Annotated in this window: 15 protein-coding genes; all 15 read right to left on the bottom strand. The window is 57.8% G+C overall.

Annotation, left to right across the window (positions count from 1 at the left end; all coding sequences use genetic code 11):
• Positions 1–118: 118 nt before the first annotated feature.
• The gene (locus P8S53_RS16840) at positions 119–1,684 is read right to left on the bottom strand and encodes a plasmid recombination protein (protein WP_277806737.1); all 1,566 of its coding nucleotides are present in this window, start codon (positions 1,682–1,684) and stop codon (positions 119–121) included.
• 327 nt (positions 1,685–2,011) lie between these two features.
• Positions 2,012–2,314, bottom strand: a complete 303-nt coding sequence (locus P8S53_RS16835; protein WP_277806734.1) for a hypothetical protein — start codon at positions 2,312–2,314, stop codon at positions 2,012–2,014.
• Positions 2,315–2,316: 2 nt separating this feature from the next.
• Positions 2,317–2,724, bottom strand: coding sequence for a DUF2442 domain-containing protein (locus P8S53_RS16830; RefSeq protein WP_277806733.1), 408 nt, complete (start codon positions 2,722–2,724; stop codon positions 2,317–2,319).
• Positions 2,711–2,959 (bottom strand): DUF4160 domain-containing protein, encoded by a 249-nt coding sequence (locus tag P8S53_RS16825; RefSeq protein WP_277806732.1) that lies wholly within the window; start codon positions 2,957–2,959, stop codon positions 2,711–2,713. Before P8S53_RS16825 ends, P8S53_RS16830 begins: the two co-directional genes overlap by 14 nt.
• A gap of 121 nt (positions 2,960–3,080) precedes the next feature.
• Positions 3,081–4,916: a type ISP restriction/modification enzyme gene (locus tag P8S53_RS21350; protein WP_306417959.1), complete on the bottom strand. Its 1,836-nt coding sequence runs from the start codon at positions 4,914–4,916 to the stop codon at positions 3,081–3,083.
• Positions 4,840–6,237 carry an N-6 DNA methylase gene (locus tag P8S53_RS21345; protein WP_306417958.1) on the bottom strand — a complete coding sequence of 466 codons (1,398 nt, stop codon included), beginning with the start codon at positions 6,235–6,237 and terminating at the stop codon, positions 4,840–4,842. Before P8S53_RS21345 ends, P8S53_RS21350 begins: the two co-directional genes overlap by 77 nt.
• A 17-nt stretch (positions 6,238–6,254) precedes the next feature.
• A complete protein-coding gene (locus P8S53_RS16815) occupies positions 6,255–6,656 on the bottom strand; it encodes a helix-turn-helix domain-containing protein (protein WP_277806731.1) in 402 nt (133 codons plus the stop codon).
• Positions 6,657–6,668: 12 nt separating this feature from the next.
• The gene (locus tag P8S53_RS16810; RefSeq protein WP_277806730.1) at positions 6,669–7,244 is read right to left on the bottom strand and encodes a helix-turn-helix domain-containing protein; all 576 of its coding nucleotides are present in this window, start codon (positions 7,242–7,244) and stop codon (positions 6,669–6,671) included.
• Between the two features lie 538 nt (positions 7,245–7,782).
• Positions 7,783–9,408, bottom strand: a complete 1,626-nt coding sequence (locus tag P8S53_RS16805; RefSeq protein ID WP_277806736.1) for a plasmid recombination protein — start codon at positions 9,406–9,408, stop codon at positions 7,783–7,785.
• Between the two features lie 269 nt (positions 9,409–9,677).
• On the bottom strand, positions 9,678–9,980 hold the full coding sequence (locus tag P8S53_RS16800) for a hypothetical protein (RefSeq protein WP_277806734.1): 303 nt from the start codon (positions 9,978–9,980) through the stop codon (positions 9,678–9,680).
• Between the two features lie 2 nt (positions 9,981–9,982).
• Positions 9,983–10,390 carry a DUF2442 domain-containing protein gene (locus tag P8S53_RS16795; protein ID WP_277806733.1) on the bottom strand — a complete coding sequence of 136 codons (408 nt, stop codon included), beginning with the start codon at positions 10,388–10,390 and terminating at the stop codon, positions 9,983–9,985.
• Positions 10,377–10,625 carry a DUF4160 domain-containing protein gene (locus P8S53_RS16790; protein ID WP_277806732.1) on the bottom strand — a complete coding sequence of 83 codons (249 nt, stop codon included), beginning with the start codon at positions 10,623–10,625 and terminating at the stop codon, positions 10,377–10,379. The genes P8S53_RS16795 and P8S53_RS16790 overlap by 14 nt, the downstream gene beginning before the upstream one ends.
• Before the next feature lie 121 nt (positions 10,626–10,746).
• A complete protein-coding gene (locus P8S53_RS16785) occupies positions 10,747–13,752 on the bottom strand; it encodes a type ISP restriction/modification enzyme (protein ID WP_306417960.1) in 3,006 nt (1,001 codons plus the stop codon).
• A 166-nt stretch (positions 13,753–13,918) separates the two neighbouring features.
• Complete coding sequence (locus P8S53_RS16780; RefSeq protein ID WP_277806731.1) at positions 13,919–14,320, bottom strand: helix-turn-helix domain-containing protein; 402 nt, start codon at positions 14,318–14,320, stop codon at positions 13,919–13,921.
• A gap of 12 nt (positions 14,321–14,332) precedes the next feature.
• Positions 14,333–15,007, bottom strand: a complete 675-nt coding sequence (locus P8S53_RS16775) for a helix-turn-helix domain-containing protein (RefSeq protein WP_277806735.1) — start codon at positions 15,005–15,007, stop codon at positions 14,333–14,335.
• Positions 15,008–15,328: the final 321 nt, after the last annotated feature.

Below are 15,328 nucleotides of genomic sequence, written 5' to 3'. Positions count from 1 at the left end.
GACATCGCTTCACACAAGCGCAACGCTGACAGGATAGGGTGGGTCAGGCAGGGAGGGGAAGGTTATCCACAGATCGAACCGTTACGCGTGAAGAAAGCACTGGATTTGCTGAGAATGGTCAGGGACCAGACGGACCCGCGGAATAAGATGGAGGCGGCGGTTCTGGTTTTCGCTCCGGGTTGTCAGGATGTTTAGACCACTTCCCCATGAATCGATCCCGAACAGTCTCATAGAGGTTGGCAGGGATCAGGCTTTTGACAGCATCCCGTAGCAGCTCGAACGCAGTCCTCCACTGATCGCGTTCACGTTCTGCGTTGAGCAGGGCCTTTTGACCCTCTGACAGCAATTCGGCCTCCAACCTCTTAGACACCTCTTCGGTGACGCGCAGCGCTTCCCTGACGCCTTGGTCCTGCGCCGCAGCTAGAAGGGCATCAGCGGCCTTCTGAGCGTCTCTAAGGGCCGTCTCACGGATTTGGGCAGCTTCCGTGTCTGCCGCCTTCCTTTTGGCCTCTGCCGCGCTCTGAGCGTCCATGGCAGCGTTGGCACGATCCCATTGAACGTCAGCGATCCGTTCGGCATCGGCAATGAACGCCTCCTGCTCTTCCACAACGGTCTTCAAGTGAATGGTTTCGGCTTCCAGTCTCCCCAGCTCTATCGTCAGGGTCTCAGCCTTCTGTCTTTCTTTCTCCAACAGCAGGTCGTTCTCCTGGGCGATCCGTTTGCCAAGTTCGAGCTGCCTCTGGTTTTCAGCGAGAATTGCCGCCTGCTGTTCCCGGAGACGTTCCAGCCGTTCCTCTTCCTTGCGCCGGTCCAGTTGCAGGTTGCTCAAGGTGCGCTCTTCCGCGTCCCGTTCTCGCCGTGCCTTTTCGGCACGGCCCTCATAGAGGGCTGCATTCTTCAGGGCCTTGTCGGCCTTCGCTTCATTCGTGGCGGCTTTTTCAAGGGCAGCAGCGGCAAGGCGTTCGTTGTTTTCGATCTTAGCCGCCAGCTCTGACAGCAGGCCCTGTCGGGCTGCGATTTCACTATCGAGGTCTGAGGACTGGTTTTTCTTCGTGGCGATCTCTGTCTCAAGCTGGGCAATTTCGATGGGCAGATCGTCGTGGAGCTGGGCCACCGAGCGGTTGACGACCTCGGCGGGCGTTGCACCGGCCTTGAGGCGATCCAGCTTCGACCGGCCCCGCTCGATGCCCGGCGCATGACGGCCCATCACCTCAGCCGTGATGGTCTGCAAGTCCCGCAACGCCGCACGCTTGGCCGTCTCGCTGACAGGATGTCCGGTCAGGTCATAGGCGGGCAGCTGGAAATGGGCATGGGCGGCGCTTTCGTCGCCATGCGCCACCAGCCCAGTCAAGGTGGTGTTGAGCCGTTCTGCAATGGCCTCTGCTGTCTCGCGATAGGCCGCGTCCTGTTGTTCCAGTGTCAGCGCATCGAAGATTTTCTGAGCCTCATGACCGAAGGTGATGATGCCGACGACACCCACGGCGGCGCTGGACTTCATCGCGCGGGTGGTGGTGCGCAGGGCGCGGCGCTCTTCGCAGATTTTGCGCAGCTGCGTGCCTGTCTGCGGTGCGATCAGCACCCGGTTGAGGTGAGCGCGGGAGGCATCGACATAATCTGGCTGTGGCCCGATGCGCAAATCATGCGCCCTTTGCCCGCCAATGCCACCTGCGCTCTTGCCCTTGATCCGTGTTTGCGCGGCGCGGGAGTTTCCGCTTTTTCCGGTTTGAGAACGTCGTCCGTCATGGCAATCTATCCTTGCAGAGAATCCTTATTCTCTAACCTACTAGAGATAAGCAAGCTTATCTCGTAGGTGAAGGGGTGATAGCACCTCTCCCCCCTTTCAAAACCCCCCATGCCTTCCGCAGGACCAAAGAGGCCACGCCCCTTTGGAAACCCCGTTCTCCGATCTGATGATCTGCGCAGCTTGCAACCCCTTGGGCCGCGCCTTGCCAAGCCGCCGTTGGCGGCTGCAAACCCCTTCTCTCCCCTGCCTCATGGCGGGCGATGTCGATCAGGGGTTTGCTGTCTGCCGTGCCAGCTCTGTGTGTGATGCCGACCCCAGCTTGTGCCCGGTCAGCTCGACACACCGCACGTCAAGCTGGGCCAGCGTCAGCCCCAGCTCGTTGGCCAGCTCCTGCGCCGGGGCGCAGTTGAGCGCCACCGCGTCGGTCTCCAGCAGCGCTTGCCGGACACTGGCCTGTTCATCCGGTGCGGGCGCATCGCCCAGCAGGATTGCCCGCAGGCGCTCTGCGGACAGCTCGCCGTAGCTGCACGAGCCATGCTGCGCATAGACCGCAAGCCACGTCATCGGCATCGCTATGCCTGCTTCTTCGGTCGCCCGCCTTTGGCACCGTTTGCCCGTGCCGCCGCTGCCTTGGCGGGTGACGTGACGCTACCCCCGGCAGCGCCAAGCTGTGCAGCCATCCAGCGCTTCGTGCCGTAGATCCCCTGCATCAGGCTTGGCACGTAGACATCCGCGTCCAGACGGGGCCAGTGCAGCGCGGTCCCTGCCGGGCTGATCTCAATCTCCGTCAGATCGTCGGCTGTGGCGTCCGACAGCTCCTCGATCAGATGCACGGGCACCATGACCGTGACGCCTGTGTTGAGGTCCACGACCAGCCTGTTTTGACGGGTGTCATAATCGGCCCGGATGGCATAACCCCTGCGCCGCATCTCTTCGCCACGAAGGGTCGCGGCCTGAAATTCTTGCTCAGAAATCTCCATGAATTTCTCTCCACTTCGGGCAAAGGACTGACAGATGCTTTGCCAGTTCCTTCTGGATGCGGTTCACCATCTGCAACGACACCCCATGGCGTTCCCGCAGTTCTGGCGGGCCGTCAGGGCAGTTCAGCACGAATACAGCCTCACCATCTGCTGCGATGACGTGGACATGGGCGGGTCGGTGATCGTCCACATAGATTCTCACGCGCAGGCCATCGAGGCGAAGGACAGTTGGCATTGATGAGTATATAACCTAATCGCTTGGGTTTTTCAAGGGGAGGCGAAGGGGTGTGAAGTATACGTTCCTATTTCTTGCCACCTTCACACCCTGTCTTTGCAACATGGAAAACCCGAAACGGTCACGCTGGAACATCCAGCGTCAGCGTGATCGTCTGCATGATACGATTGGTTTCCAGAAGAATTTTGATGATTTGCCGGTAGTGCCTCACATCATCAAAACCCAGCTCACGACCTTTGCGGTCCTTCAACCATTTCTGGGCGGGCTGGTAGCCGCCGATCAGCGCATCCCATGCCGCTTGCGGCACGTCCGCGAAGTGCTGGGTGTCGTTGATCCAGACCTTGCCGTCCTTGAACTTTGGTTCGGTGACTGCTCCATCGCCCTCACCACGGAACGGATAGGGCGTTTCGCCGATGGCCGCAGGCTCCATCAGATGCAGGCGGCGGAGCTGTCCGCCTTTTTCGGCCACGTCCCAGAACTCGGCGGGCGTGGCGGGCCACGGAATGCGGGGGAAGTCGATCTTGAGGAACTCGGCAAAGGTTTCCCGATAAGCTTGGCAGTGCAGGACGCCGTAGATGTAGTCAAAGGTCGCCAGCTCATCAGGTTCGCCGTGGGCGACGTCTTTCGCCTTCGTGCGCAGTTTTTTCCAGAGTTTGGCGTTGAAGTTCACGCGCCGCTTTTGGTCGAGGTCTTGTTCCTCTGGAAGCAGATACAAGGGCATCAAATAGTTGCCCTCCTTCTGAGACACAGCATGGTAAGTCATCATCCGGTCAATTGCCAAGACGTGGTTCCAGCCAGAACCGATGTCGATTTTTCTGGTCACCGAAAGCGCAAAGTTGCCTTCGTGGAAATGTCGCATCGTTTGTTCTACTGGACGGGCGAGGAAGCCACGTGTTCGGCCCGTGTAGTAGGTGAAACGATTATCGAAAGGGGCATATCGTATTGATTTTACAAAACTACGATCTGGCCCCGAGGAGATGATGTCCTGCTTGGCGTTTATCGCTTCCCAATCGCTGTCCTTGGGAAGGTTGAATACCCTATGGAGGTCAGAATCCGGTGTCCGGGACATTCGTTCAACAACGTTCCAAACCTCGTCGGCCTCTAGGCGGATCGTAAAATTATCCCTTTTCGTGATTACCCCCATAGTGCTGTGCAGAAAGAACTCAGATAGGTTAAAGCCCGTGTCGTAGGCTTCCAAGAGCTTCCGGTTGATCGGATAGAACATCTGATATTTCGGGTCCGGGTCCAGCTTGGTCCATGACAGGCTGTTCAGCTCAGACTGTTGCAAGCGGTCGTATTTCTGCCGCCTTGGCCCCCAGAATTCGGCATGGAACACCTCGGCCGGAACGGGGGGCTTCTTTGCCGTCTCGCCCTTCTTGCGATGCTTCACGCCGATGATGACGGCCACGCCCTGCATGATGTCGAAGACGTTGACATCGTTCGACCCGTCCGGCGCGACCTCTTTCTTCTTCGAGTTGCCGTGCAGATCGAGGATATAGAGCTTGTCGAAGCTCTGCATCAGGTGCCAGCGCATCCCCCGGAATGTAGGGCTGTCGATGTAGCCATGATTGGTGATGAACCCCAAAACGCCCTCGCCCGTCTTGGAAATCATGTGTTCGGCGTAACGGATGAATTTGACGTAATCGTCGTTGATCCACTTGGGATTCCGCTCTTTGAGCTTCACCTTGCCGCCCGGTTCCATCTTGTAAGGGGCAATCAGGTTTGTGGCCCACGCGCCGTTGTTGGAGCTGACCCCGGAATAGGGCGGGTTTCCGAGAACGCACATGATGGGCATGTCGCGCTTGATGACATTGGCCTCTTGGGCCTCGCGCGTCAGCCACTGCGCCATGAACAGGTCGCGGACATCGCGGTCGCCTTCCTCAAGGCTGTTGGTCAGATAGACCGACAGTCGCGGTGGGGTTTTGCCTGGGCGATACCCTAGCTCGCCCAGGATCATATCCAGCTTCATATGGCACATGGCATAGGAAGCCATCGGCAGCTCGAAAGCCGTGCAGGCGCGGGATCAGGTCACGCTCGATGTAGCCGGACCACATGCCTTCGGCCACGTCTTTGACCTTGGGGGCGATCTGCTTGATGACCTCAGCCAGAAAGGTTCCTGTTCCGGTGGCAGGATCGAGGATCTGGACCCGATGCACATCGCGTTTGTGGGTGATCGGTTTGCCCTTGGCGTCGTTGTGTCCGGTGTCGAGGTCGATTGTCACCTTCGAGGTGTCGGCCAGTCCGTCAGCCAGCCCGAACTCGGTGCGCAGCACCTCATCCACCGCACGGACGATGAAATTGACCACGGGTTCCGGGGTATACCAGACGCCCCGCGCCTTGCGCTTGGTCGGGTTATAGGCGGCGAGAAAATCCTCGTAAAAGTGCAGGAACGGGTCTTTTCGGCCTGTCAGAGTCCCAAAATCCTTCATCAAGACTGCCACGTTGGCAGCCTGAAAAACATCTGCCAGATCGTCGATGATCCAGCGGATGCTGTCATCAAGGCTTGGCCCTGCCACATAGCTGAACAGGTTGCGCAGGAACGGGTTGGATTTAGGCAGCAGTTCCAGCGCCTCTTGCCGGGTGAAGGTTTCCAGTGAGGTGTCGTGCAGGCGGGCCGCAAACATGCCGTAAGCAATGGTTTCGGCGTAGATGTCGGCAAAGTCCTCAGGTTTGATGTCGTGGATCAGGTGCTCCCGGAACGCCTTGTATTGCCCACCCAGATCGGTGCGGAACTCCGTGTCTTCCCGCAGCACCTTGAACAGCACATCCTTGATGAGGCCGGCCTTGCCCGCCATCATCTTTGCCAGCTTTTCCGTAGAGGTGATGGTCTGTGGTTTCTGAGCGATAAACTCGCGCAGCAGATGTTCGAGGCGGTCATATTCTTCGGGCTTGGGCTGAATGCCCATCAGGTAATCGGCCACAGTCACGGAGGCGAAGCGTTCTCCGTCCCGATAGAAGTCCCAATCAAGGCAATTCGTATAGACAAGATTCGGCAGCGCCTTGAGATAGCGCTGTTGCTGCTCCTTGTTGGTGTCCTTCATCGCCCGCAAATCAAGGCCGATGTCCTTGGCCTCTACATGGCCGACGACGATCTCGCCCCGCTGGACGATGAAGTCGGGGGCGCCGCATTTCACCCGCTTAGGCTCATTCAGAGCTGTCGTGCCCTCTTCGAGGCCACTAAGCAGGGTTTCCAGTGCGGATCGGTAGGAGTGTTCGGTTGCGGCCCCTGTCTTATGGACGGCCTGCACCTTTGAAATGAAATCGGAAATTACTGACACGGCAGCCCCTGTTGTTGTCACTGCCCAAGCAGTCGTTTGAAGAAACCCTTGGGGCGCGGCGTATTATCTGGGGCGGGGAGCATCCTTCGGAGGTCTTGGATGTGTCTGCTGCGTTCATCCGCCAGCGCCTCGGCCACCGCAGCCCTTTGCTCTGCCTCTGCAAGGCGCGCTCTCAAGGCTTCAACTTCTCCCTGTAAAGGGGTGTTCTCACTGGTAAAATTGGCCGGTATAGTGTTGTCCACCTTTTCCGCCTGCGCTTTCCGGGGCTGGTAAACCCTTGCCAGTTCTGCCGGGTCAAGTGTCCAATGGCCTTTCCCATCTTGAACACCCGATATTTTACCAGATTTAAGAGCTTTTTGCAGGGTTGGCCGGGAAACATCAAAGTGCTTGGCCGCATCACGCATGGAAAGTTTGGCCACTGTGAACACCCCCTATTCACTATCAAAATCTGGCGCATTGCCACGATGGCGGGCTGGTAAAGCATGTTCCATGCCGGGGAAGGCCGGTTGAGAAACAGGGGGGAGGCCCTCTCCAGAGGGCAGTTGCTGTTCGTCGCGGAACAGAGATGGGATATGGCGGAGTGGTTCTAGCTGGTCATTCTCGACCGCTTCACGATCAGGCTGTTCCGTTGATGAAATCACGATATTTGCGCTGAACAGGCTGTATCGGATGCCGTCACGCTTTCCGGTCCATGCAACGCGATCATTGATGATGTATGCGTTTACTGTCCCATTTTCGCCGATCTGACGAACCTCGATCCAGCGTTCGTCGGCAAGTGTCGTAAGGGCGCGCTGCACAGTTCGCCGTGATGCACCCATCAGTTCGGTCAATGTCTTTTGCGAGATAACGACAGCGTTTTGTTCACCGATCCGGGCAGTGATGATGTGCATCAACTGCGCCGCCTTTGGCGCGCGGCCTATGAGTTTGGCCCATTCTTCATGCGCTTTGCGCTCTGTTTGAATCCAGTTGCCATGAGGGGGCTTCGCAGGGGGCATAGGCTTCGACATGGCGTCTCTTCTCGGTAAACTTACTGGCGCGTAGTTGACGCAGGCCTGCGCCATCTGTGACCAACTTCTCGCCAACAATGTCCAATTTTGGGCGCTCGGTCAACGCCCATTTTGCGCCTGATCTGGCCAAAAAGTGGACAGAAGTGACTCATTTTTCGTCAAACCTGCGCCATCTAGGGTGACGCAGGGGTGCGTCATAGCTGGTGACGCACCCCCCCCTTTTTTTTCTTTGTTTATCAATGAGTTAAATTTTGCCCTTTCTTATGATCTACAGGAGGGCAAAAAATCCACGCCCGTTCGAGCGTGAGCGCTCGCCAGATAGCTGGCGAACGATCGGGCGGGGGTGGAGTTTTTGTTCGACGCAGGCGACGTAGGAGCCTGCACATACGACAGTTCAACATTCTCACCGTTGCTGGTGAGGACATCGCTTCACACAAGCGCAACGCTGACAGGATAGGGTGGGTCAGGCAGGGAGGGGAAGGTTATCCACAGATCGAACCGTTACGCGTGAAGAAAGCACTGGATTTGCTGAGAATGGTCAGGGACCAGACGGACCCGCGGAATAAGATGGAGGCGGCGGTTCTGGTTTTCGCTCCGGGTTGTCAGGATGTTTAGACCACTTCCCCATGAATCGATCCCGAACAGTCTCATAGAGGTTGGCAGGGATCAGGCTTTTGACAGCATCCCGTAGCAGCTCGAACGCAGTCCTCCACTGATCGCGTTCACGTTCTGCGTTGAGCAGGGCCTTTTGACCCTCTGACAGCAATTCGGCCTCCAACCTCTTAGACACCTCTTCGGTGACGCGCAGCGCTTCCCTGACGCCTTGGTCCTGCGCCGCAGCTAGAAGGGCATCAGCGGCCTTCTGAGCGTCTCTAAGGGCCGTCTCACGGATTTGGGCAGCTTCCGTGTCTGCCGCCTTCCTTTTGGCCTCTGCCGCGCTCTGAGCGTCCATGGCAGCGTTGGCACGATCCCATTGAACGTCAGCGATCCGTTCGGCATCGGCAATGAACGCCTCCTGCTCTTCCACAACGGTCTTCAAGTGAATGGTTTCGGCTTCCAGTCTCCCCAGCTCTATCGTCAGGGTCTCAGCCTTCTGTCTTTCTTTCTCCAACAGCAGGTCGTTCTCCTGGGCGATCCGTTTGCCAAGTTCGAGCTGCCTCTGGTTTTCAGCGAGAATTGCCGCCTGCTGTTCCCGGAGACGTTCCAGCCGTTCCTCTTCCTTGCGCCGGTCCAGTTGCAGGTTGCTCAAGGTGCGCTCTTCCGCGTCCCGTTCTCGCCGTGCCTTTTCGGCACGGCCCTCATAGAGGGCTGCATTCTTCAGGGCCTTGTCGGCCTTCGCTTCATTCGTGGCGGCTTTTTCAAGGGCAGCAGCGGCAAGGCGTTCGTTGTTTTCGATCTTAGCCGCCAGCTCTGACAGCAGGCCCTGTCGGGCTGCGATTTCACTATCGAGGTCTGAGGACTGGTTTTTCTTCGTGGCGATCTCTGTCTCAAGCTGGGCAATTTCGATGGGCAGATCGTCGTGGAGCTGGGCCACCGAGCGGTTGACGACCTCGGCGGGCGTTGCACCGGCCTTGAGGCGATCCAGCTTCGACCGGCCCCGCTCGATGCCCGGCGCATGACGGCCCATCACCTCAGCCGTGATGGTCTGCAAGTCCCGCAACGCCGCACGCTTGGCCGTCTCGCTGACAGGATGTCCGGTCAGGTCATAGGCGGGCAGCTGGAAATGGGCATGGGCGGCGCTTTCGTCGCCATGCGCCACCAGCCCAGTCAAGGTGGTGTTGAGCCGTTCTGCAATGGCCTCTGCTGTCTCGCGATAGGCCGCGTCCTGTTGTTCCAGTGTCAGCGCATCGAAGATTTTCTGAGCCTCATGACCGAAGGTGATGATGCCGACGACACCCACGGCGGCGCTGGACTTCATCGCGCGGGTGGTGGTGCGCAGGGCGCGGCGCTCTTCGCAGATTTTGCGCAGCTGCGTGCCTGTCTGCGGTGCGATCAGCACCCGGTTGAGGTGAGCGCGGGAGGCATCGACATAATCTGGCTGTGGCCCGATGCGCAAATCATGCGCCCTTTGCCCGCCAATGCCACCTGCGCTCTTGCCCTTGATCCGTGTTTGCGCGGCGCGGGAGTTTCCGCTTTTTTCCGGTTTGAGAACGTCGTCCGTCATGGCAATCTATCCTTGCAGAGAATCCTTATTCTCTAACCTACTAGAGATAAGCAAGCTTATCTCGTAGGTGAAGGGGTGATAGCACACTCTCCCCCCTTTCAAAACCCCCCATGCCTTCCGCAGGACCAAAGAGGCCACGCCCCTTTGGAAACCCCGTTCTCCGATCTGATGATCTGCGCAGCTTGCAACCCCTTGGGCCGCGCCTTGCCAAGCCGCCGTTGGCGGCTGCAAACCCCTTCTCTCCCCTGCCTCATGGCGGGCGATGTCGATCAGGGGTTTGCTGTCTGCCGTGCCAGCTCTGTGTGTGATGCCGACCCCAGCTTGTGCCCGGTCAGCTCGACACACCGCACGTCAAGCTGGGCCAGCGTCAGCCCCAGCTCGTTGGCCAGCTCCTGCGCCGGGGCGCAGTTGAGCGCCACCGCGTCGGTCTCCAGCAGCGCTTGCCGGACACTGGCCTGTTCATCCGGTGCGGGCGCATCGCCCAGCAGGATTGCCCGCAGGCGCTCTGCGGACAGCTCGCCGTAGCTGCACGAGCCATGCTGCGCATAGACCGCAAGCCACGTCATCGGCATCGCTATGCCTGCTTCTTCGGTCGCCCGCCTTTGGCACCGTTTGCCCGTGCCGCCGCTGCCTTGGCGGGTGACGTGACGCTACCCCCGGCAGCGCCAAGCTGTGCAGCCATCCAGCGCTTCGTGCCGTAGATCCCCTGCATCAGGCTTGGCACGTAGACATCCGCGTCCAGACGGGGCCAGTGCAGCGCGGTCCCTGCCGGGCTGATCTCAATCTCCGTCAGATCGTCGGCTGTGGCGTCCGACAGCTCCTCGATCAGATGCACGGGCACCATGACCGTGACGCCTGTGTTGAGGTCCACGACCAGCCTGTTTTGACGGGTGTCATAATCGGCCCGGATGGCATAACCCCTGCGCCGCATCTCTTCGCCACGAAGGGTCGCGGCCTGAAATTCTTGCTCAGAAATCTCCATGAATTTCTCTCCACTTCGGGCAAAGGACTGACAGATGCTTTGCCAGTTCCTTCTGGATGCGGTTCACCATCTGCAACGACACCCCATGGCGTTCCCGCAGTTCTGGCGGGCCGTCAGGGCAGTTCAGCACGAATACAGCCTCACCATCTGCTGCGATGACGTGGACATGGGCGGGTCGGTGATCGTCCACATAGATTCTCACGCGCAGGCCATCGAGGCGAAGGACAGTTGGCATTGATGAGTATATAACCTAATCGCTTGGGTTTTTCAAGGGGAGGCGAAGGGGTGTGAAGTATACGTTCCTATTTCTTGCCACCTTCACACCCTGTCTTTGCAACATGGAAAACCCGAAACGGTCACGCTGGAACATCCAGCGTCAGCGTGATCGTCTGCATGATACGATTGGTTTCCAGAAGAATTTTGATGATTTGCCGGTAGTGCCTCACATCATCAAAACCCAGCTCACGACCTTTGCGGTCCTTCAACCATTTCTGGGCGGGCTGGTAGCCGCCGATCAGCGCATCCCATGCCGCTTGCGGCACGTCCGCGAAGTGCTGGGTGTCGTTGATCCAGACCTTGCCGTCCTTGAACTTTGGTTCGGTGACTGCTCCATCGCCCTCACCACGGAACGGATAGGGCGTTTCGCCGATGGCCGCAGGCTCCATCAGATGCAGGCGGCGGAGCTGTCCGCCTTTTTCGGCCACGTCCCAGAACTCGGCGGGCGTGGCGGGCCACGGAATGCGGGGGAAGTCGATCTTGAGGAACTCGGCAAAGGTTTCCCGATAAGCTTGGCAGTGCAGGACGCCGTAGATGTAGTCAAAGGTCGCCAGCTCATCAGGTTCGCCGTGGGCGACGTCTTTCGCCTTCGTGCGCAGTTTTTTCCAGAGTTTGGCGTTGAAGTTCACGCGCCGCTTTTGGTCGAGGTCTTGTTCCTCTGGAAGCAGATACAAGGGCATCAAATAGTTGCCCTCCTTCTGAGACACAGCATGGTGAGTCATCATCCGGTCAATTGCCAAGACGTGGTTCCAGCCAGAACCGATGTCGATTTTTCTGGTCACCGAAAGCGCAAAGTTGCCTTCGTGGAAATGTCGCATCGTTTGTTCTACTGGACGGGCGAGGAAGCCACGTGTTCGGCCCGTGTAGTAGGTGAAACGATTATCGAAAGGGGCATATCGTATTGATTTTACAAAACTACGATCTGGCCCCGAGGAGATGATGTCCTGCTTGGCGTTTATCGCTTCCCAATCGCTGTCCTTGGGAAGGTTGAATACCCTATGGAGGTCAGAATCCGGTGTCCGGGACATTCGTTCAACAACGTTCCAAACCTCGTCGGCCTCTAGGCGGATCGTAAAATTATCCCTTTTCGTGATTACCCCCATAGTGCTGTGCAGAAAGAACTCAGATAGGTTAAAGCCCGTGTCGTAGGCTTCCAAGAGCTTCCGGTTGATCGGATAGAACATCTGATATTTCGGGTCCGGGTCCAGCTTGGTCCATGACAGGCTGTTCAGCTCAGACTGTTGCAAGCGGTCGTATTTCTGCCGCCTTGGCCCCCAGAATTCGGCATGGAACACCTCGGCCGGAACGGGGGGCTTCTTTGCCGTCTCGCCCTTCTTGCGATGCTTCACGCCGATGATGACGGCCACGCCCTGCATGATGTCGAAGACGTTGACATCGTTCGACCCGTCCGGCGCGACCTCTTTCTTCTTCGAGTTGCCGTGCAGATCGAGGATATAGAGCTTGTCGAAGCTCTGCATCAGGTGCCAGCGCATCCCCCGGAATGTAGGGCTGTCGATGTAGCCATGATTGGTGATGAACCCCAAAACGCCCTCGCCCGTCTTGGAAATCATGTGTTCGGCGTAACGGATGAATTTGACGTAATCGTCGTTGATCCACTTGGGATTCCGCTCTTTGAGCTTCACCTTGCCGCCCGGTTCCATCTTGTAAGGGGCAATCAGGTTTGTGGCCCACGCGCCGTTGTTGGAGCTGACCCCGGAATAGGGCGGGTTTCCGAGAACGCACATGATGGGCATGTCGCGCTTGATGACATTGGCCTCTTGGGCCTCGCGCGTCAGCCACTGCGCCATGAACAGGTCGCGGACATCGCGGTCGCCTTCCTCAAGGCTGTTGGTCAGATAGACCGACAGTCGCGGTGGGGTTTTGCCTGGGCGATACCCTAGCTCGCCCAGGATCATATCCAGCTTCATATGGCACATGGCATAGGAAGCCATCAGCAGCTCGAAGCCGTGCAGGCGCGGGATCAGGTCACGCTCGATGTAGCCGGACCACATGCCTTCGGCCACGTCTTTGACCTTGGGGGCGATCTGCTTGATGACCTCAGCCAGAAAGGTTCCTGTTCCGGTGGCAGGATCGAGGATCTGGACCCGATGCACATCGCGTTTGTGGGTGATCGGTTTGCCCTTGGCGTCGTTGTGTCCGGTGTCGAGGTCGATTGTCACCTTCGAGGTGTCGGCCAGTCCGTCAGCCAGCCCGAACTCGGTGCGCAGCACCTCATCCACCGCACGGACGATGAAATTGACCACGGGTTCCGGGGTATACCAGACGCCCCGCGCCTTGCGCTTGGTCGGGTTATAGGCGGCGAGAAAATCCTCGTAAAAGTGCAGGAACGGGTCTTTTCGGCCTGTCAGAGTCCCAAAATCCTTCATCAAGACTGCCACGTTGGCAGCCTGAAAAACATCTGCCAGATCGTCGATGATCCAGCGGATGCTGTCATCAAGGCTTGGCCCTGCCACATAGCTGAACAGGTTGCGCAGGAACGGGTTGGATTTAGGCAGCAGTTCCAGCGCCTCTTGCCGGGTGAAGGTTTCCAGTGAGGTGTCGTGCAGGCGGGCCGCAAACATGCCGTAAGCAATGGTTTCGGCGTAGATGTCGGCAAAGTCCTCAGGTTTGATGTCGTGGATCAGGTGCTCCCGGAACGCCTTGTATTGCCCACCCAGATCGGTGCGGAACTCCGTGTCTTCCCGCAGCACCTTGAACAGCACATCCTTGATGAGGCCGGCCTTGCCCGCCATCATCTTTGCCAGCTTTTCCGTAGAGGTGATGGTCTGTGGTTTCTGAGCGATAAACTCGCGCAGCAGATGTTCGAGGCGGTCATATTCTTCGGGCTTGGGCTGAATGCCCATCAGGTAATCGGCCACAGTCACGGAGGCGAAGCGTTCTCCGTCCCGATAGAAGTCCCAATCAAGGCAATTCGTATAGACAAGATTCGGCAGCGCCTTGAGATAGCGCTGTTGCTGCTCCTTGTTGGTGTCCTTCATCGCCCGCAAATCAAGGCCGATGTCCTTGGCCTCTACATGGCCGACGACGATCTCGCCCCGCTGGACGATGAAGTCGGGGCGCCGCATTTCACCCGCTTAGGCTCATTCAGAGCTGTCGTGCCCTCTTCGAGGCCACTAAGCAGGGTTTCCAGTGCGGATCGGTAGGAGTGTTCGGTTGCGGCCCCTGTCTTATGGATGGCCTGCACCTTTGAAATGAAATCGGAAATTACTGACACGGCAGCCCCTGTTGTTGTCACTGCCCAAGCAGTCGTTTGAAGAAACCCTTGGGGCGCGGCGTATTATCTGGGGCGGGGAGCATCCTTCGGAGGTCTTGGATGTGTCTGCTGCGTTCATCCGCCAGCGCCTCGGCCACCGCAGCCCTTTGCTCTGCCTCTGCAAGGCGCGCTCTCAAGGCTTCAACTTCTCCCTGTAAAGGGGTGTTCTCACTGGTAAAATTGGCCGGTATAGTGTTGTCCACCTTTTCCGCCTGCGCTTTCCGGGGCTGGTAAACCCTTGCCAGTTCTGCCGGGTCAAGTGTCCAATGGCCTTTCCCATCTTGAACACCCGATATTTTACCAGATTTAAGAGCTTTTTGCAGGGTTGGCCGGGAAACATCAAAGTGCTTGGCCGCATCACGCATGGAAAGTTTGGCCACTGTGAACACCCCCTATTCACTATCAAAATCTGGCGCATTGCCACGATGGCGGGCTGGTAAAGCATGTTCCATGCCGGGAAGGCCGGTTGAGAAACAGGGGAGGCCCTCTCCAGAGGGCAGTTGCTGTTCGTCGCGGAACAGAGATGGGATATGGCGGAGTGGTTCTAGCTGGTCATTCTCGACCGCTTCACGATCAGGCTGTTCCGTTGATGAAATCACGATATTTGCGCTGAACAGGCTGTATCGGATGCCGTCACGCTTTCCGGTCCATGCAACGCGATCATTGATGATGTATGCGTTTACTGTCCCATTTTCGCCGATCTGACGAACCTCGATCCAGCGTTCGTCGGCAAGTGTCGTAAGGGCGCGCTGCACAGTTCGCCGTGATGCACCCATCAGTTCGGTCAATGTCTTTTGCGAGATAACGACAGCGTTTTGTTCACCGATCCGGGCAGTGATGATGTGCATCAACTGCGCCGCCTTTGGCGCGCGGCCTATGAGTTTGGCCGATTCTTCATGCGCTTTGCGCTCTGTTTGAATCCAGTTGCCATGAGGGGGCTTCGCAGGGGCATAGGCTTCGACATGGCGTCTCTTCTCGGTAAACTTACTGGCGCGTAGTTGACGCAGGCCTGCGCCATCTGTGACCAACTTCTCGCCAACAATGTCCAATTTTGGGCGCTCGGTCAACGCCCATTTTGCGCCTGATCTGGCCAAAAAGTGGACAGAAGTGACTCATTTTTCGTCAAACCTGCGCCATCTAGGGTGACGCAGGGGTGCGTCATAGCTGGTGACGCACCCCCCCCTTTTTTTTCTTTGTTTATCAATGAGTTAAATTTTGCCCTTTCTTATGATCTACAGGAGGGCAAAAATCCACGCCCGTTCGAGCGCTGAGCGCTCGCCAGATAGCTGGCGAACGATCGGGCGGGGGTGGAGTTTTTGTTCGACGCAGGCGACGTAGGAGCCTGCACATACGACAGTTCAACATTCTCACCGTTGCTGGTGAGGACA

The organism is Roseinatronobacter sp. S2 (assembly GCF_029581395.1).
GTDB lineage: Bacteria > Pseudomonadota > Alphaproteobacteria > Rhodobacterales > Rhodobacteraceae > Roseinatronobacter.
This window is presented reverse-complemented; position numbering and strand designations above follow the sequence as displayed.